The sequence below is a fragment of the Burkholderia cepacia genome, assembly GCF_001039005.1.
GTDB lineage: Bacteria > Pseudomonadota > Gammaproteobacteria > Burkholderiales > Burkholderiaceae > Burkholderia > Burkholderia theae.
Window position 1 is genome coordinate 22,861 of the sequence record NZ_LDWR01000018.1, and the last position, 17,970, is coordinate 40,830.

17 protein-coding genes and 3 pseudogenes are annotated in these 17,970 nt (G+C 61.3%); 18 read left to right on the forward strand and 2 right to left on the reverse strand.

Annotated elements, in window-relative coordinates; all coding sequences use genetic code 11:
• Window position 1: 1 nt before the first annotated feature.
• The 6 genes from VL15_RS11075 (at window position 2) to VL15_RS39900 (ending at window position 7,221) form a co-directional block, all read left to right on the forward strand.
• Window positions 2–370: a BON domain-containing protein gene (locus VL15_RS11075; RefSeq protein ID WP_048245532.1), complete on the forward strand. Its 369-nt coding sequence runs from the start codon at window positions 2–4 to the stop codon at window positions 368–370.
• Between the two features lie 473 nt (window positions 371–843).
• Window positions 844–1,671, forward strand: coding sequence for a p-hydroxycinnamoyl CoA hydratase/lyase (locus VL15_RS11080; RefSeq protein WP_048245533.1), 828 nt, complete (start codon window positions 844–846; stop codon window positions 1,669–1,671).
• A 36-nt stretch (window positions 1,672–1,707) separates the two neighbouring features.
• The gene (locus VL15_RS11085) at window positions 1,708–3,159 is read left to right on the forward strand and encodes an aldehyde dehydrogenase (RefSeq protein WP_048245534.1); all 1,452 of its coding nucleotides are present in this window, start codon (window positions 1,708–1,710) and stop codon (window positions 3,157–3,159) included.
• A gap of 140 nt (window positions 3,160–3,299) precedes the next feature.
• On the forward strand, window positions 3,300–5,162 hold the full coding sequence (locus VL15_RS11090) for a feruloyl-CoA synthase (RefSeq protein ID WP_196319575.1): 1,863 nt from the start codon (window positions 3,300–3,302) through the stop codon (window positions 5,160–5,162).
• On the forward strand, window positions 5,159–6,949 hold the full coding sequence (locus tag VL15_RS11095) for an acyl-CoA dehydrogenase family protein (RefSeq protein ID WP_048245536.1): 1,791 nt from the start codon (window positions 5,159–5,161) through the stop codon (window positions 6,947–6,949). Before VL15_RS11090 ends, VL15_RS11095 begins: the two co-directional genes overlap by 4 nt.
• Before the next feature lie 5 nt (window positions 6,950–6,954).
• On the forward strand, window positions 6,955–7,221 hold the full coding sequence (locus tag VL15_RS39900; RefSeq protein WP_080970796.1) for a hypothetical protein: 267 nt from the start codon (window positions 6,955–6,957) through the stop codon (window positions 7,219–7,221).
• Window positions 7,222–7,401: 180 nt separating this feature from the next.
• Here VL15_RS39900 and VL15_RS41890 read toward each other — a convergent pair.
• Window positions 7,402–7,512 (reverse strand): annotated as a pseudogene (locus VL15_RS41890) (amidohydrolase family protein); the annotation flags it as partial.
• Window positions 7,513–7,635: 123 nt separating this feature from the next.
• The gene (locus VL15_RS11100) at window positions 7,636–9,294 is read right to left on the reverse strand and encodes an FAD-dependent oxidoreductase (protein WP_048245537.1); all 1,659 of its coding nucleotides are present in this window, start codon (window positions 9,292–9,294) and stop codon (window positions 7,636–7,638) included.
• Window positions 9,295–9,433: 139 nt separating this feature from the next.
• Here VL15_RS11100 and VL15_RS11105 point away from each other — a divergent pair, with 139 nt between their 5' ends.
• The 12 genes and pseudogenes from VL15_RS11105 to VL15_RS43775 form a co-directional block, all read left to right on the forward strand.
• Window positions 9,434–10,351: a LysR family transcriptional regulator gene (locus VL15_RS11105; protein WP_048245538.1), complete on the forward strand. Its 918-nt coding sequence runs from the start codon at window positions 9,434–9,436 to the stop codon at window positions 10,349–10,351.
• A gap of 168 nt (window positions 10,352–10,519) precedes the next feature.
• Entirely contained in the window at window positions 10,520–10,975 is a 456-nt protein-coding gene (locus VL15_RS11110; RefSeq protein WP_048245539.1) for an SRPBCC family protein, read from the forward strand.
• Window positions 10,976–10,988: 13 nt separating this feature from the next.
• Entirely contained in the window at window positions 10,989–11,930 is a 942-nt protein-coding gene (locus tag VL15_RS11115; RefSeq protein WP_048245540.1) for a fumarylacetoacetate hydrolase family protein, read from the forward strand.
• 18 nt (window positions 11,931–11,948) lie between these two features.
• Window positions 11,949–12,449 carry a VOC family protein gene (locus VL15_RS11120; RefSeq protein ID WP_048245541.1) on the forward strand — a complete coding sequence of 167 codons (501 nt, stop codon included), beginning with the start codon at window positions 11,949–11,951 and terminating at the stop codon, window positions 12,447–12,449.
• 27 nt (window positions 12,450–12,476) lie between these two features.
• Window positions 12,477–13,532, forward strand: a complete 1,056-nt coding sequence (locus VL15_RS11125; protein WP_048245542.1) for a CDP-6-deoxy-delta-3,4-glucoseen reductase — start codon at window positions 12,477–12,479, stop codon at window positions 13,530–13,532.
• Between the two features lie 20 nt (window positions 13,533–13,552).
• On the forward strand, window positions 13,553–13,870 hold the full coding sequence (locus tag VL15_RS11130) for an NIPSNAP family protein (protein ID WP_048245543.1): 318 nt from the start codon (window positions 13,553–13,555) through the stop codon (window positions 13,868–13,870).
• On the forward strand, window positions 13,867–14,619 hold the full coding sequence (locus VL15_RS11135; protein WP_048245544.1) for an SDR family NAD(P)-dependent oxidoreductase: 753 nt from the start codon (window positions 13,867–13,869) through the stop codon (window positions 14,617–14,619). Before VL15_RS11130 ends, VL15_RS11135 begins: the two co-directional genes overlap by 4 nt.
• A gap of 8 nt (window positions 14,620–14,627) precedes the next feature.
• Window positions 14,628–15,395, forward strand: a complete 768-nt coding sequence (locus VL15_RS11140; RefSeq protein WP_053077622.1) for a GntR family transcriptional regulator — start codon at window positions 14,628–14,630, stop codon at window positions 15,393–15,395.
• Window positions 15,396–15,496: 101 nt separating this feature from the next.
• Entirely contained in the window at window positions 15,497–16,951 is a 1,455-nt protein-coding gene (locus tag VL15_RS11145) for an aldehyde dehydrogenase family protein (RefSeq protein WP_048245545.1), read from the forward strand.
• 273 nt (window positions 16,952–17,224) lie between these two features.
• Complete coding sequence (locus tag VL15_RS43770) at window positions 17,225–17,407, forward strand: transposase (protein ID WP_419188660.1); 183 nt, start codon at window positions 17,225–17,227, stop codon at window positions 17,405–17,407.
• Window positions 17,325–17,645, forward strand: a pseudogene (locus tag VL15_RS11150) (integrase core domain-containing protein); the annotation flags it as partial. The gene VL15_RS43770 and the pseudogene VL15_RS11150, both read left to right, overlap by 83 nt.
• 167 nt (window positions 17,646–17,812) lie before the next feature.
• Window positions 17,813–17,954: pseudogene (locus tag VL15_RS43775) on the forward strand (IS3 family transposase); the annotation flags it as partial.
• Window positions 17,955–17,970 lie beyond the last annotated feature (16 nt).

Consider the following 17,970-nt stretch of genomic DNA (forward strand, 5'->3'; position numbering starts at 1 on the left):
GATGACTATTTTCAGGCTTATCGGTGGGGCCGCAAGCGTGTTGCTGATTGCCGCGAATACGCTGGCGTTGGCACAAGTCGGCAGCGGTGTGGCGGCAAATCCGGTCTCGGCTTCGTCACAGATTGCTCCAAGCCCGAATGCGACGCGCGCCGCGAATCGCGAGCTTTGCCGAGCCGTTCGAAAGCGGCTCGTCAAGGAGCGGAGCCTCGATTCACAGAACATCACGACCATTTGCCATGACGGCGTGGTAACGCTTGCCGGGACGGTGCCATACCAGCGGGAGATCGACCTTGCCGCGAAAACGGCGGAGCAGGTTGACGGCGTCGTATCCGTGAAGAATGCGCTGGTCCTCCGGAGTTTCGGCGATTGAGTGATTCGTGATCGACACGATCCCGTGTGCAGGCATGTCGACAGGGGCACGGCCTGCGGTGGATATCGCTTGACGGTCTCGAGTCTGCCGTCCATCACATTGGAGTAGTCAAAAAACACTATTCCAGTTGTCACGAACTACGCTTGCGCTGCCGGTGCATTGAGTTTATGCCGGGCGACGGAAAAGGCCTGTTCCTGCCACGACCATGGCGGATACGCTGTCACGGTTGTCATGTCGGGAAAGGCAGCTGAGACGTCATTCAGGTAGATCGGTTCCGAATGCTTGAAGTACAAGATGCAATCGCCGCGCATGCCAGATCCCATGCAATGGCGAATGCTATGTAATTTATGTAGGTTTCCTATCAAATGTGTGGGTTTACACCGAGCAGATCAAATTTGCACTTTACTTATCAGGTCGCCTGATATTAAATCGAGATCAGGCCACAATAGTTTCGGCATCCACGGAGAGAGAACATGAGTTACGCAGGTCGCTGGAAAACGGTCAACGCCACTGTCCAGGATGGCATCGCTTGGGTTGCGTTCAATCGCCCCGAAAAACGCAACGCGATGAGCCCGACGCTCAACAAGGAGATGATCGACGTCCTCGAGACGATCGAGCTCGATCAGGAGGCGCAAGTTCTCGTGTTGACCGGGGAAGGTGACGCGTGGACGGCGGGCATGGATCTGAAGGAGTATTTTCGTGAAGTGGACTCGAGTCCGGATGTGGTTCAGGAACGCATTCGTCGCGACGCGAGCCGCTGGCAGTGGCAGTTGTTGCGCATGTATTCGAAGCCGACCATCGCGATGGTCAACGGTTGGTGCTTCGGTGGCGGTTTTTCGCCGCTCGTCGCGTGCGATCTCGCCATCACGGCAGACGAAGCGGTGTTTGGTCTTTCGGAGATCAACTGGGGCATTCCCCCGGGCAACCTCGTCAGCAAGGCGATGGCCGATACGGTAGGACACCGTGAGGCGCTCTACTACATCATGACTGGCGATACGTTCACGGGGCAGCAGGCCGCGAAGATGGGGCTCGTCAACAAGAGCGTGCCGCGCGCGCAACTGCGCGAGGAAACGCAGGCGCTGGCTGCGAAGCTGCTCGACAAGAACCCCGTCGTGCTGCGCAATGCCAAGCACGGCTTCAAGCGGTGCCGCGAACTCACGTGGGAGCAGAACGAAGATTACCTCTATGCGAAGCTCGATCAGGCGACTCACCGCGATCGCGAAGGGGGCCGGGAAAAGGGCCTCAAGCAGTTCCTCGACGAAAAAAGCATCAAGCCGGGCCTGCAGGCCTATAAGCGCTGAGCGTCGGATCGCACAATGCCAACGAAGGAGTCGGGCGTGCATGAAACCAGCCTGTTGATCGACGGCGTGGCCCGGTCCGCGTCAAACGGAAAAACTTTCGAGCGTATCAATCCGGCAACGCGCGTCGTGGCGACGCGCGCAGCAGCGGCCACAATCGAGGACGCCGATGAAGCAGTCGCCGCTGCGGCGCGCGCATTTCCGGCATGGGCGGCGTTAGGTCCCACCGAGCGTCGCACGCGCCTGCTCTCGGCAGCCGATTGCATGGATGCCCGGGCGGCGGATTTTATCGCCGTCGGTGCGGCGGAAACGGGCGCGATGGCGAACTGGTACGGCTTTAACGTCACGCTCGCGGCCGACATGCTGCGCGAGGCTGCGGCGATGACGACTCAAATCGATGGCGCCGTGATTCCGTCGGACGTTCCAGGCAAGCTTGCGATGGCCGTGCGCCAACCGTGCGGCGTAGTGCTCGGCATGGCGCCATGGAACGCTCCGGTGATTCTCGCGACGCGCGCGCTCGCGATGCCGCTCGCGTGCGGCAATACGGTAGTACTAAAGGCGTCGGAAGGATGCCCAGGCGTGCACACATTGATCGGCAAGGTGCTCGACGATGCGGGTTTGGGTGACGGAGTCGTCAACGTGTTGACCCATGCCCCCGAGGATGCCCCCGCGATTGTCGAGCGACTTATTGCGAATCCACTCGTCAAGCGCGTGAACTTCACGGGCTCGACGCGCGTGGGTCGGATCGTCGCGGAAATCTCGGCGCGGCACCTCAAGCCGGCGTTGCTGGAACTTGGCGGCAAGGCCCCGGTGCTCGTGCTCGACGATGCGGATCTCGATGCCGCGGTGGAAGGCATTGCATTCGGTGCGTTCTTCAATCAAGGGCAGATCTGCATGTCGACTGAGCGCGTGATCGTCGATCGAAAGGTCGCTGATGCGTTCATCGAAAAGCTCATTGCAAAGGCTCGCACGCTAAAGGCGGGCGGTCCGACGCAGCCAGGCTCGATTCTCGGGACTTTGGAAAGCGAGGCATCGGCACGGCGCGTTCAGGCGCTCGTGGAAGATGCGCGCGAGAAGGGAGCGAGGCTGCCGCTGGGCTGCGAGGTGAACGGCGCGATCATGCAACCGGTTATCGTGGAGAACGTCTCCCGCGACATGAAGCTCTATGCCGACGAATCGTTCGGTCCCGTCGTGACGGTGCAGTGCGTGGACGGTGACGAAGAGGCTCTGGCGGTAGCAAACGACAGCCAATTCGGGTTGTCGGCCGCGGTGTTCAGCCGCGACATCGCATGTGCGTTGAACGTGGCTAAACGTATCGAGTCGGGCATATGCCACATTAACGGACCCACCGTACATGACGAGGCGCAGATGCCGTTCGGGGGCGTCAAGGCGAGCGGATATGGTCGTTTTGGAAGTAAGGCGTCAATTGCCGAATTTACCGATTTGCGGTGGATTACGGTGAATACAGCGCCCGCACACTATCCGATCTGACATCGGCTGCTTGCCGCACGCCAATTGTGATCGAGCGGCAAACGTGAAGAAATCGCGCCGCCGTTCCACGTGTGAGGCGGGGCGGCGATTCGACAAGGAGGCAGGATTTGGAATCGCACCAAAGCCACGCCAATGACGGCATGCCCGGTTTCAGGCGCGTCACCATCGGCTCAGTCACACCACGCATCGAACGACGCGAGGAATGCTGGTATATCGAAGCACAGGAGCAGCTCGGCAGGTATCCCGAACGGATCACGGACCGCCTCGAAAGCGGGGCGCGCGACTATCCCGACCGCTGGTTTGTAGCGCGACGCGATGCGAGTGGTGTCTGGCGGGCGACGACGTACGACCAGATGGCCGAACAGGCGCGGGCCATCGGTCAGGCTTTGCTCGATCGCGGGCTCAGCGCGGAGCGACCGTTGGTCGTCCTGTCCGGAAACAGTATCGAGCATATCCAGATGGCGCTGGGTGCGATGTGGGCAGGTATTCCCTACGCGCCGGTCTCCCCAGCTTATTCGCTTGGCTCCACCGACTACGGGAAGCTGCGTCATGTGCTGGACCTGCTCACACCGGGGCTCATCTTTGCCGACGACATTTCTGCCTACACACCCGCGCTCGATACGGTCCTGCCCGCGGATGTCGAACGTGTAAGCGCCGTGCCCGTCGCCGGCCAGCGTGTCACGCTCTTGCCAGTGCTGCTGGGCACCCCATCGCGCGACATCGATGCCGTACATGCTCGTGTGAATGGCGACACCATTGCCAAATTTCTATTCACGTCCGGTTCGACGAATCTGCCGAAGGCGGTGCCTACGACACATCGCATGTTGTGCGCGAATCAGCAGATGCTCCTCGAGACGTTCCCCGAGTTCCGCAGCGAGCCGCCGGTGCTGGTCGATTGGCTGCCATGGAATCACACCTTCGGCGGGAGTCACAACGTCGGAATCGCTCTGTATAACGGGGGCACGCTCTATATCGATGATGGCAAGCCCGTTGCGGGAAAATTCGATGAGACGCTGCGTAACCTGCGCGAGGTCGCACCGACGATTTACTTCAACGTTCCAAAGGGATGGGAAGAATTGGTTGTTGCGCTCGAAGCCGATGCCGCATTGCGGGAACGCTTCTTTTCGCGTGTGAAAGTGTATTTCTTCGCGGGGGCGGGTCTTTCGCAGGCGGCATGGGCGCGCCTCGAGAAAGTGACGCAAGAACACTGCGGGGAACGAATACGCATCATGACGGGGCTCGGCATGACGGAGACCGCGCCGTCGTGTTTGTTCACGACCGGGCCTGTCTCGGGCGCCGGGTACATCGGGTTGCCCGCGCCCGGATGTCAGGCCAAGCTGGTGCCCGTGGACGGCAAACTCGAGGTGCGGTTCCGCGGTCCGCACGTCATGCAAGGCTACTGGCGGGCAACAGCCGGCGCCGCGACCAATGTCTTCGATGAGGAAGGCTACTACCGGACAGGAGACGCCGTTCGGTTCGTCGATCCCGAGCAACCAGGGCTGGGGCTTGCCTTTGATGGCCGCATCGCCGAAGACTTCAAGCTTGCCTCGGGAACCTTCGTCAGCGTCGGGCCCATGCGCGCCCGCATCGTTACCGAGGGTGCACCGTACGTGCAGGACGCAGTCATTGCCGGAATGAATCGAGACGAGGTGGGCGTCATGATATTCCCGCAGCTGGATGCTTGCCGCATGCTTGCTGCCTTGCCCCCGGGTACGGGTGCGCAAGCAGTGTTGAGTGCGCCGGCCGTGCGGGCCTTCTTCGAAGGTCTCGTCGCTCGCCTCAACGAAACGGCGACGGGCAGCGCGACGTTCATCGCGCGCTTGTGTCTCCTCGCGGTGCCGCCGTCTCTCGATCTGGGCGAAGTGACCGACAAGGGTTCCATCAATCAGCGCGCGGTGCTGCAACATCGTGTGGAAATCGTCGAAGCCCTGTACGCGGCTGGCGCAAGCGACATGGGTGTAATCCGCGCGCAGCGGCAATCGAGAAAGGATCAACTGAAATGACCTTGATGTATCAGGCGCCGCTACGCGACATGTGCTTTGTGATTGACGAGTGGATCGACGCAGCATCATGGTGGCCGGAGGTTCCTGATTGGGCCGATCTTGACCAGGACACCGTGCAACAGGTGCTCGAAGAGGCAGCGCGCTTCGTCGAGGAACGCATCGCTCCGCTGAATGCGACGGCGGATCTCGAGGGATGTCGGTTCGAAGCGGGCGCGGTCAGGATGCCTGCGGGCTTCCGGGAATCGTATGCCGCCTACGTGGAAGCCGGTTGGCCCACGCTCTCGCTCGACACGGAATGCGGTGGGCAGGGACTGCCTCAGCTTCTGGACGTTGCCTTGCAGGAAATGCTCGCAGGAGCCAATCATGCATGGTTAATGTCCCCGGGGCTCACGCATGGCGCAGTGGCCTGTCTTCAGGCGCATGGCAGTGAAGATATCAAGCGCGAACTGCTGCCGCATGTGGCGAGCGGAGTATGGCTGACCACGATGTGTATCACCGAGCCTCAGGCAGGGAGCGACCTCGCCCTGATTCGGACGCGTGCAACACCTGCACCGCAGAACGGCGGTTACTTCATCGATGGAAGCAAGATTTTCATCAGTGGCGGCGCGCACGATCTTACGGAAAATATCGTTCATCTCGTACTTGCCCGCCTGCCTGACGCTGCTCCCGGAACAAAAGGGCTGTCACTCTTTGTCGTTCCCGAGTGGCTGGAAAGAGAGGGGGGTGGGCGCGAGCGCAATGGCGTGTATTGCGAAGGTATGGAGAAAAAATTGGGGCTAAAAGGCAGTCCGACTTGTTCGATGCGTTTCGAGCGCGCTGTCGGCCGGCTTGTGGGCGAACCGGGCCGAGGGCTGGCTTGCCTCTTCGTGATGATGAACGCTGCGCGTCTGCAGGTCGCGATGCAAGGGTTGGGGCATGCGCATACCGCGTGGCAACGCGCTCACACCTATGCGCTGGAACGCGTACAGATGCGGGCGGTGAGTACGCCGCCCGGCGTGTCGGACGAACCGGGCCGTGCGGCGCCCATTGCCTGGCATCCTGCAATACGTCGCGCGCTCATGGAGCTGCGCGCCATCGCCGAGGGCGAACGTGCAATAGGCTATTGGACCGCACATTGGCTCGATGTCGCCGCGCGCCATTCCGATGCGCTCGCTCGGGAGGAGGCAGGGCAACTCGCATCACTGCTCACGCCGGTGGCGAAGGCGTTTTTCACGGCAAACGGCTTTGCGGCTGCTTCGAACGCGCTCCAGATATTCGGCGGTTACGGTTATGTGCATGAATACGGCATCGAACAGACGCTGCGGGATAGTCGTGTCGCCATGATTTATGAGGGAACTAACGAAATCCAGGCGATCGATTTGCTGGTGCGGAAAGTGCTGCCCGATGCCGCGGCAGGTCTTGGCATCCTGCTTCGGCACATTCGGGCGGAGGCTCGGCTGTGCGGTGCGGGAGAGACGCGAGTGCGCGCCGTCGGTCTGCGCCTGACGGAGCTGGCCGATGACGTCGAACGAGTGACATACGCCATCAAGGAACACCAGGCAACCGATCCCGAAACTGCATATCGCGTCGCCGACGATTATCTGGTGATGTTCGGCTGGATGTTGCTCTCCTTTGCATGGGCGCGCACGCTTCGCATTGCGACGAATGTTGATAGCAGCGATCCCTTTTATGCCGAGAAGTGCGAGACGGCGCATTTCTTCTTTGACTATCCGCTTGCTGCGTTTGCTTATCGCCGCGCTCTCATAGAAGCGGGACTGTCGGCGCGATTGCCGCATATCGCCAGTTAAGACTTATGGACACGATGCAAAAGATACGCCTGGAGGCCGCCATCATCGCAAATGCTGACGACGCTTCTATCTGGCGATGGTTTTCGTACCTATTGGAGGAGCGTCGCATTCGTTGGCGTTTTCAATTCGGCAATTGGCACGTGAGCGTTGACCGCGTGACCGTGGCGAGAGCCGCGACCTTTGATCGTGCGATACGGGAGGCCAAGGCGGTAGCGGAAGAGCAAGGTCTACCGGAAAAACGAAAACAATCGGGCGAAGCGGCTATTCCATGACCGCGTGGCCCGCAAGCGAGTGAGGCGGCCAACCGAAGAGTTCATCGCATGGTACGTATGTTTTCACGCGGCATAACAAACATGCTTCTCTTTGAACAGGTTGCGAATCATGTGCGGTTCCTTCTTTCGATGGTGCAGATGACTCTCTAACGGTCAGCCGTCTTTACTTCACGGTTCGCGACTATGGAACGCGGCCGGTAAGCGGTGTTCGTTGATCGTTTCGTAGATCGGCCAGGCCATCCGGTCCGCGGGCTCGAAGCCGTGCACTGTCGGGTGGAACTTGAATCCTTTGGCGCACGACTTCTTTTCCGTTCTCGATCGGGTGGCTGGCCAGTGACGGCCAATCCTCTTCTAGCGTCCTTACATGGCGATCAGCGGCACGAAACAGCGCTTGACGCTTCTCCCGGCAACTTGTCAGCGCTCGCTAGCGACGGGCACGCCGCGCAGGCGTTGCACAAGGTCCTCGCAGCGCGTCGGCAGGGCATTGCCTCGCCACACTACGTGCGTATCGCTTCTGACAAGCACCAGCGCGTGCTGGTAAGGCTGCGGCCAGCCATCGCGCGGCTCGGCATCCAACAGCTGCAGCGGCACGCGGTGCAGTTCCGCTGCGCGCAGCAGCGCGCCGACGTCCACACCGGTGTCGCGACGCAGCAACGTGTAGCCCGGTCCCAGCGCGTCGAACACCGAACGGCCGTCGGCGAGCCAGAAGTGCGGCATGCGGCAGCCCGGCACGGTCGAGGGCGTGAAGCTGCCCATCGTGTAGCTCGGCGGCGCCTCCTCGTCGGCGACGATCAGGGTCGAGTCGCTGTAGAAGTAGCCGAAGTTCAGTCCGGCGCAGCAGTACTGCTGCACGTTCAGTTCGTACGCGTCGGCACCGACGCGCGCGCGTTGCGCCGCCCCGGACTCGTCGTCAGCTTCGATGTTGTGCGGTACCGCGCTGCGCGCACGGATCATCTTGGCCGCGTGGTCCATCGCGAACTGCGAAACCTGCTGGGTGATCGGCTGGCGTTCGGCCTCGTACGCGTCGAGAATGCGTTCGTCGGCCCAGCCCTGTACGCAGGCGGCCAGCAGCCACGACAAGTGGGTGGCGTCAGCGATCCCTGCATTCATGCCGTAGCCGGCATAAGGGACCCACAGATGCGAGGCATCGCCGGAGATGAAGACGCGGCCGTTGCGGAAGCGGTCGGCCACCAGGCGGCGGCCGACCCAGTCTTCCTTGGTGAGGATCTCGTATTCGAAGTCTGCGTCGACGCCAAGGATCTGACGAATCGACCAGTCGCGGTCGACCGAGTCGAATTCCGGCTCGTCAGGGTTGAGGTGGTTGTGCACCAGCCAGGTCTCGCGACCGTCGATAGCGAACACCGTGCCGCAGCGGCGAGGGTTGACGCTGTAGGAGCACCAGGCATGCGGGGTGCGGACCAGGGCAGCCAGCCCGGGCGCCCGGATGTACGTGGACTGAACGCGCTGGATCATGGCCGTGCCCTCGAACTTCGAGCCGATCTGTTTGCGCACCGTGGAACTGCCGCCGTCACAGCCCACCAGGTAGCGCGCGCGCACGTGGCGCGTGTTGCCGCTGTCAAGGTCCAACGTTTCCACAGTCACGCCATCGGCATCCTGGACGAAACCGGTGAGTTGGGTCCTGTTGTGCAGGGTCACACCCGGCAGCGTGGCGGCATGGCGAAGCAGGATGGGTTCCAGGTAGGTCTGGTTGATGCGATGCGGCGGCTCTGGCGTGGGCCACCAGCCGTCGGGCCCGCTGGTGTCGTCGTAGCGGTCCCGTCGGCATGGAATGGGAATACGTGCGAGTTCGGTACCGGTGACGCTGGTGCGAAACGCCACGTCGTTCGGGTAGTCGGCTGGCAGGCCGGCATCGCGCAGTGCCGGTGCGATGCCCAATCGCCGGAAGGTCTCCATGCTGCGGGCGCTGACATGGTTGCACTTGACGTTGGGCGGCTCGGCAAAATGGCGCGGCTCAGCCAGCGTGACGCGCACGCCGTGCGAGCTCAGATCCATGGCGATGGTCAAGCCTACCGGGCCTGCGCCGGCGACGAAGATGTCTGTGTCGTAGCTCATGATTCTTTGTGGAAGTGAACGATTGCACGGATGAGGGTTAGCGGCATGGTTGTCTCCATTGGTCTTTGTGGGATTGATTGGAACTAAATCTGATTCATTCGTAAAATGAAATATTTAGAACGACATATCGTGTTATTCCATGAATCAGCCTGACTTCCCAACCCTCCGTCCGCCCACCCTGAAGCAGTTGCGCGCGTTCGCGGCCGTGTACGAGTTGCGCAAGCTCACCGCGGCTGCCCAGCGCCTGTCGATCACGCAATCGGCCATCAGCGTGTTGATTCGTCAACTGGAGGACGGCCTCGGCACACGCCTGTTCGATCGCACGACTCGTTCTCTGCACCCCACGCGCGCAGCCGACGAGACCATCGTCGTGGTTGAGCGCATCCTGCGCGACCTGGACTCGCTGGGCACCGGCCTGCGAGATCTGACCGCCTTGCGCCGCGGGCGCGTCAGCGTGGCGGTGACGCCTACACTCGGCGAGATCGTGCTGCCGGAGGCGCTGCGCCAGTTCGCGCGGCAGTACCCGAACATCCACGTAGCGGTGGACGACTGCGCGCCCGACCAGTTTGTTTCGCGCGTGGTGGGAGAACATGTCGACTTCGGAATCGGCGCGCCTGAACGGGCTGCTGCCGACGTGGATACGCTTACGCTGCGTCGCGACCACCTGGCGGTCGTCCTGCCGTACGGACATGCGCTGGCCTCGCAACGCCAGGTGCGCTGGTCACAGTTGGCCGGTCATGCGGTGATCACCGTTCGGCCCGGCTATGGCATTCGGCCGCTAATCGACGCGACTGCGGCGCGTGCGGGCGTGTCGTTGAACGTTGTGAACGAAGTCGCCTTTCTGTCCACCGCGCTGTGGATGGCCGACTGCGGACTGGGCGCGGCCATCATGCCGTCTGCCTATGCGGCTCGAGGGGCACACAAGGAGCGGGTCGTGCTGCCCTTGGTTGCGCCAAAGGTGTCGCGCGATGTGGCCTTGGTAACCAAGCGCGGCCGCTCGCTTTCGGCGGCTGCGCAGCATCTGGTGGATGTGTTGGTGGATACGCTCAAGAGTTGATCGGTAGCTCGTCCGGGCACGCATCGAAGGCCAGGATGGGCGCGCGAAATTACGCAGAGAAGTAAATTCTCTGCAGACTCTTGCGAATTGTGTTTTTGTGAACTAGCATGACTCCATCGTGCCTCGCTTGCCTTGCGGGGCGCGTCCATCCAACCGGTGAGGAGTCGCATGTTCTCTTACGCAGCATCAGTCGAGGTCAATCCGCCAGGCACCGAAGTGGTCCTCTCGCATGAGCAACTTTGGAGGGCTCTGGAACTGAAGGCCGAGAACCCCGTCGCATTCGTACCTGGCATGGAAACCTGCAAGATAGTCGAACGATTCGATGACGGCTTCCTGCGAGAAGCGATCCTGCGGGGCAAGCCCCTCATCGAGCGGATCACGTATACCGCGCCGGTCATGGTGCACTTCGAGCGCAAGAACAGCGTCGGGTGGATCACGAATACCATCAGCGAGTCCTCTCGCGGCCTTGTCCTCACGTTCTGTTTCTCGGTCGCTTTCCCCGACGTGGAGCCTGGGTCCCAAGAAGAAAAGGAGAGGGGCGTCAGGATGAAGGGGGGCTACATGCAGGCCGTCGAGACCACGCTCGCCGAGGCGCGCCGGCGTGCGGTCGCCAATATCCTTTGAGCGAGGCACCGGAATGCAACAGTCCTTCCGACTACTGAGTTACTCGGTAGCCAGCGACCCCGCAAGAGCGGGCATCCTGGTCGACGATCGCATCTACGACGCCGCCGCAGGCGTGCGCCCGACCACGGCCGTCCATCCCGGGGTGTCCGTCAGCGACCTGCTGTCGGACTGGCGGGCCTCGCATGACGCGTTGACCCGGTATGCCGACCTCGCCCGGAAGGGGGCCGTTACCGGCATCGACCTGGGCGGGGCAACCTTGCACTCGCCGATCCTGTACCCGGGCACCATCTATTGCGCGGGGGCGAACTACCGTGACCATCTCGAAGAGATGCTGATGGTGCTCAAGCAACCCGCTCCGCAGGCCGGTCAGGACGCGGCACCATGGCATTTTCTGCGCCCGAACAAGAGTTGCGTCGCGGGTCCCGGAGAGCACGTTCGTCGGCCAGCCGACTCGAACAGACTCGACTGGGAAGCCGAACTCGCGGTCGTGATTGGAACGCCGGCACGCAACGTCGTGGCTGAGGATGCCCTGAAGCACGTTGCGGGTTACATGGTGGCCAACGATCTGTCGGCACGCGACCTGGCTCGGCGCTCCGACAAGGCAGCAAGTTCACCCTTCTACTTCGACTGGACGGCCCACAAGGGGTTTGACGGCGCCTGCCCGATGGGGCCATGGATTACACCAGCGGAAGACGTGTCGGATCCGCAGGCGCTGAATATCCGTCTATGGGTCAACGGGGTGATCAAGCAGGACTCGAACACCTCCCAGATGATCTTCTCCGTCGCAGAGCAGATCGCCCACCTCTCTCGTCGAGTGACGCTGCATCCCGGGGATGTCATCCTCACGGGGACTCCGGCCGGTGTGGGCACGGCTCGCAACGAGTTCCTGCAGCCCGGCGACAACGTGCGTGTTCAGATTGAGCATCTAGGCTATCTCGAAACCCACATCGATTGACCTTCTATCCAGGGAACCATGATGACTCAGCTCAGTGACCTTCTTGACGATGCCATTGCCGAGCCGCCCGCTCGCGATTCCATCGTCAAGCCGTATGTGCTCTCGCACGGCACGCTCGAATGCAAAAGCCTTCGCGAATCTCGCCGGTTCTATGAGGAGTTCCTGGGTCTGGAGTGTGTCCAGCACGGCCCGCGCTCGATGGCCGTTCGGTGCGGGATGAAGTTTCATATCGTGTGCGTCGAAGTCGGATCCGCGCTGCACCCCGTGACTTACCTGAGTCATTGGGGCGTGGATGTCAGTTGCAACGCCGAGGTGGAAGCCGCTCATGCGGCGGCTCTGGCGAATCGCGAGCGCTATGGGATCGGGAAGATTACAGACATCGTGGAGCAGCACGGAGTCTACTCGTTCTACTTCGAGGACCTGGATCACAACTGGTGGGAGATCCAGCACTACGCCGCCGGCTTCCAGCACAGCGACATGTTCGACTTCGGCGACGTGTTCGAATCGTCGAAGGGCTGACACCAACCCCTTTCTTTCCCAAGCCCTATGTCATTCAGCATTCAGTTGGAACCGAGCGGTCACAGCCTGACCGTGGCGCCGGGCCAAACCATCCTAGACGCCGCGATCTCGGTGGGCGTCAGGATTCCGTACAGCTGCAAGAACGGCTTGTGCCGCAACTGCCGGGCGACAATCGCGTCGGGCGAGGTGTCGCGTTTCGACATTCACCCGGATTCTCTAAGCGAGGCGGAGATTTCTCGTGGCGTGGCCTTGCTTTGTCGTACGGTGCCACTGAGCGACTGCACGATCCAGGTCGCGGAGTTGCCGGAGACGCAGCACCTTCCGCAGAAGATGCCGGTGCGCGTCGCCGACATCACATTGGCCGCACCCGATGTAGCGATCGTGCGGCTGCGGTTGCCCATGAACCGGAAGCTGTCGTTCAGTGCCGGACAGTATGTCGATGTCTTGCTGGAGGAAGGCCGGCGCCGGAGCTACTCATTGTCCTCCCGCCCGCACCGGGACGGTGTCTCCGAGTTCGAGATCCATATCCGTCACCTGCCGGGCGGGCTCTTCACCGACCGTGTCTTCAGCACGCTGAAGAAGTCGGCAATGCTGAGTATCGAAGGCCCGCTGGGGACCTTCGTATTGAGGGAAGACTCAGAGGGGCCGATGCTCTTCCTGGCGAGCGGTACGGGGTTCGCGCCCATCGAGGCCATGATCGAGGATGCCCTCGAACGAGGCGCGATCGACCGGCGCAAGGCCTTTGTGTATTGGGGCGGGCGCCGATTGGCAGACCTCTATCGTCTGGAGCGCGCCCGGCAGTGGGCTTTGCGCCATCCGAACATCACGTTCGTCCCGGTACTGTCCGAACCGCAGGCGAGCGACAACTGGCAAGGCCGGACAGGGTTCGTCCACCAGGCTGTCATGGCGGACATCGCGAGCATGGCCGGTTGGCAGGTCTACGCTTGCGGTGCGCCTGTCATGGTCGACGCGGCTCGGCGCGACTTCGTCGCACATCGTCAGCTCCAGGTCGATAGCTTCTTTGCAGACGCCTTCCTGACCCAGGCAGACTTGGCCGCTTCGCGCCCCGGCATCGCTTCATAGTCACGATCGGAGACTGTCAAATGTTCATCGAACACCGCACGTATACGATTCGCCCCGGCAAGACCCTCGAGTACCTCGATCTGTATGGCCGCCTCGGTTGGCCGGCCCACAGCGAGCACTCGGTTTGCAAGGGGCACTATTACAGCGATGTGGGACAGCTGTGTCGTGTCGTCTCGATGTGGGAGTATGAGAGCCTGGAGGATCGCGCGAAGCGCGGTGCGGCATTGCGCGCCGATCCCCGGTGGCAAGAGGTCATCCCGCAAATCGCGTCGTTGGTGACCGACATTCAAAGCAACCTTCTGCTGCCGTCCTCCTTCTGGGAAGAGACCCGGAAATGACCGATCGTCGAGACCGCAATGCGGCATTGGAAGGTCGCCGCATCCTCGTGACGGGCGCTGCCTCCGGGATCGGCCTGAAGACAGCTGAAGTCTTCGTCGCGGCCGGCGCGGACGTGGTCCTGCTGGATCGGAACGCCGATGCCGTGACTGCAGCTGCCGCCCAACTAGGCAAGCCAGGTTTGGCGGCGGACGTTGGCAACTTTGACGAGCTGGAGCGCGCGGTCCATGCGGCAGCAGAACGCATGCACGGGCTCGACGGGATCGTGAACATGGCGGGGATCACGATCGGAAAGTCGCTGGAGGACACGTCGCTGGCGGATTGGGATCGTGTCATTCGGATCAACCTGACGGGGACGTTCAACGTTTTCAAGGCAGCCGTACCGCTCTTGCTTCAATGCCAGAAGCCCACCGTCGTGACAGTCGCTTCGAGCATGGCCCTGAGCCCGACGGGATCGGATCCGGCCTACACCGCGAGCAAGGGTGGGGTTATCGCGCTCACCAAGGCCATTGCAGCCAGCCATGCCCCCAGACTGCGGGCCAACGTCATCTGCCCCGGTGCGACCAACACACCGATGCTGCGCGCGACTGTCGGCGACGAGGTACTGGCGAACATCGTCCGGCAGAACCCGATGAAGCGGATTGCCGAGCCGGAGGAGCTGGCCGAAGCAGCTCTCTTCCTGACGAGCGATGCATCGTCGTACATTACTGGTACTGCTCTGGCTGTCGCGGGCGGCAGAGTTTTGCACTAGAGGAATGCATGGTTACACAAGTATTATCGCCGACCAAGTTCGCGTCAGTTGCGACTGCGGTCGAGGGAGCGACCGAGAACCGCGGCGCGCAGTCGGACAAGGCCTTTTCAAGCATCAGGAATCGCATTCTCCTGGGGGAGTTGAAGCCTGGTGAGAAGCTTCGCGTTGAAGTTCTGCAGCGTGACCTGTCTCTGTCCAGCACGCCCGTGCGAGAGGCATTGAACAGGTTGACTGCCGAAGGACTGGTCACGTTTGAAGAGAACCGAGGCTTTCGCGCGGCGCCAATAACGGCGTCCGATCTCCGGGACATCACAAGGCTGCGCTTGCTCGTGGAGTCAGAGGCTCTCTCGGACTCGATGGCCTGCGGGGACGATGCCTGGGAAGCCAACGTGGTCGCCGCGAACTATCGCCTGACCCAACACGAGCAGCGCATTGCCGCCGGAGAGATCGAGCGCGGTGAGCCTTGGACGATTCTCCACAAGGCGTTCCACATGGCGCTGCTCTCCGCGTGCAGCTACCCCAGGATCCTGAGTACTTGCGATCAACTGTTTGATCAGTCCGAGCGCTATCGCCGCTTTGCGACTCGTGTACGAGTCCTCAAACGCAATGTGTCGGCGGAGCACCAGGCCATCATGGACGCGGTTCTCGCCAAGAATACGAAGCTCGCAGTCGAACTCTTGAGTCACCACATCGCCAAGACCGGGGAGAACGTGGCCAAGATCCTTGGCGAAGAGCAGACAACCACAAAACGGCGACGGGCCATCGGTACCGACTAGCCTCGAAACCGCATCCGCCGACAACCATCGGCAAGAGGTGCGACAGCGACAATTCGAGGCGTTTCAAGCCCCCTTGAAAAATAGCAAATGAAGAGGTTGCCATGGTCACAAGTGATGGTATTGCCACCTTTGACATGTTCATTGGTGGACAATCGCGTGCTCCCGCCGATGGCGAATATTTCGATTCAATCGATCCCAGTACCGGTCTGTTGATTGGACGCATTGCTCGCGGTGGCGTGGTGGATGTTGATGCGGCAGTCACGAATGCCGCTGGCGCCTTGAGCGAATGGTCTGACATGAATCCCCATGCCCGAGGCAAGATCCTGCGCCGGGTTGGGGAGGCGGTGGCAGACAATCGCGACTATCTCGCCGCGCTCGAAACGCGTGACATCGGGATGCCCTTGCAATTTGCCGCGCTGACAATTTCGGGGGCAGCCGAATATTTTGATTTCTATGGGAGCCTTGCCGCCACGGTGCAGGGGGAGACAATTCCCGCTGGCCCCGGGAGGTTCAACTACACGCTCTGGGAACCCTATGGCGTGGTTGCCGCGATCGCACCGTGGAACGTCCCTGTCAATCAGGCAGCCCGATGCGTCGCACCGGCATTGGCAGCAGGCAATTGTGTGGTTCTGAAGCCAAGTGAATTCTCGTCCATGGCAACCGTGGAAATGGTTCGCCTGGCAAACGAAGCCGGCCTGCCGGCGGGCGTCATGAACCTCGTCACGGGATACGGTAACGAAGTCGGCGCGATGCTTACCCAGCATGCGCTGGTCGAATCGATCACGTTCACCGGCTCGGTCGCGACCGGAAGAGCGATCGGCAAGGTTGCTGCGGATCGGGTCGTGCCGGTTACCCTCGAACTGGGCGGCAAGTCGCCGGATATTGTTTTCGAGGACGCCAAGCTGGAGGTCGCGGTGCCGAAGGTACTGATGGGCTTCATCCTGAACTCCGGCCAGATATGTACTTCAGGCACGCGCGTTATCGTACAACGCTCGATCTATGAGAAGTTCTCGACAATGCTGGTCGCGGCGGCCGAGAGAATTCCGATCGGCATCAACAATCCGATGCCCACGCTCGGGCCGATCGCCAACGAAATCCAGTTTGAGAAGGTCATGCGCTATATCGAAACCGCAGGGAGCGAAGGTGCCCGGCTGCTAACGGGCGGGGAGCGGGCGACTGGACCGGGCCTGAGCGACGGTTTCTATGTCAAACCGACGATTTACGGCGATGTCACGCGCGATATGACGATCGTGCGCGAGGAGATCTTTGGCCCTGTCGGTGTCCTGATCCCCTTCGACACGGAAGAGGAGGCAATCGAGATCGCGAACGATACCCCTCTCGGGCTGGCGGCCGGTGTCTGGTCGCAGGATGCAAGCCGAGTGCACCGTGTCACACGCGGTCTCCAGGCGGGCACCGTCTACGTCAACGATTGGCACGTCCAGGCGGTCGAGGTGCCGATGGGGGGATACAAGCGGAGCGGCATCGGCCGCGAACGCGGCATCCAGGCAATCAAGAGCTACATGCAGTCAAAGAGCGTCATGCAGACGTTGATCTGATGCCACGACACGTTGGCCGGAGCGCATGGTCCCTCTCTTCGTGATTGCGAGTCCAAAGGGCGAAGTAATCCAGGACGGTTTGCGCCGTACTGGATTGCTTCGTCGGCTGTTCCTCCTCGTAGCATGGACGTGATCCACTTCAGGAATCCTGGACCGAGCCGAGCGCGAGTTTTGCGGAAAACTTGACCCTGAACCAGGAGGTGGTTTGTCACGAAACGGAAACGTTTTTCGTTCGAACAGATTGTTGCGGTGCTGAGGCAAGCCGAACTGGGTATGCCGGTGGCCGATGTGATCCGGCAGGTCGGTATTTCGGAACAGACGTTCTATCGGTGGAAGAAGCAATATGCCGGAATGCAGTCGGATCAGGTACGCGAACGGCAGCGAATTTTCCGGGCGTCTGCTCGACATGTGGGCGTACCACTACCGAGCAAAAATCGACTTCAGCAGGCCCGGTAAGCCGACGGACAATTGCCACATTGAGACGTTTAACGAATCCTTCCGCGACGAGTGCTTGAACCTGCATTGGTTCGAAACGCTGGGAGAAGCCAAGGCGATTGTCGAGGCGTGGCGCCTGGATTACAACGAGAGCCGACCTCACTCTGCCCTCAAAGAGTTGGCACCAGCCGAACTCGCCCGACAGTTGGTGCCTTCATCAGGTTCAACCGAACCCGAAACGCCGGAAAACTCGCTCTAGATTTGGCCCGGAAAGTCCAAGTGGATCAGTTGGGCCGACGCTGACTGCCAGCGACTGAGCTTGTTCCCGAAAAACGAATCCGTTGCTGAGCGGTTAAGCTCACGCAAGGAGAAAAACGATGGCAGGCAAAGCGGGCGCAGTACACGCTCGAGTTCAAGCTGGAAGCGATGCAACTGGTGACGGCCGGGCAAAGCACGCCGGTGGTGTCGGCGACACTGGACGATTGAACAGGCGCTGTGCAACTGGGTAAAGGCTGACCGGGGGTGGCGGTTATCCGAGCCGTCAAGCGACGAATTAACAAGAGTCCGGCCGTCGGATAAAGACG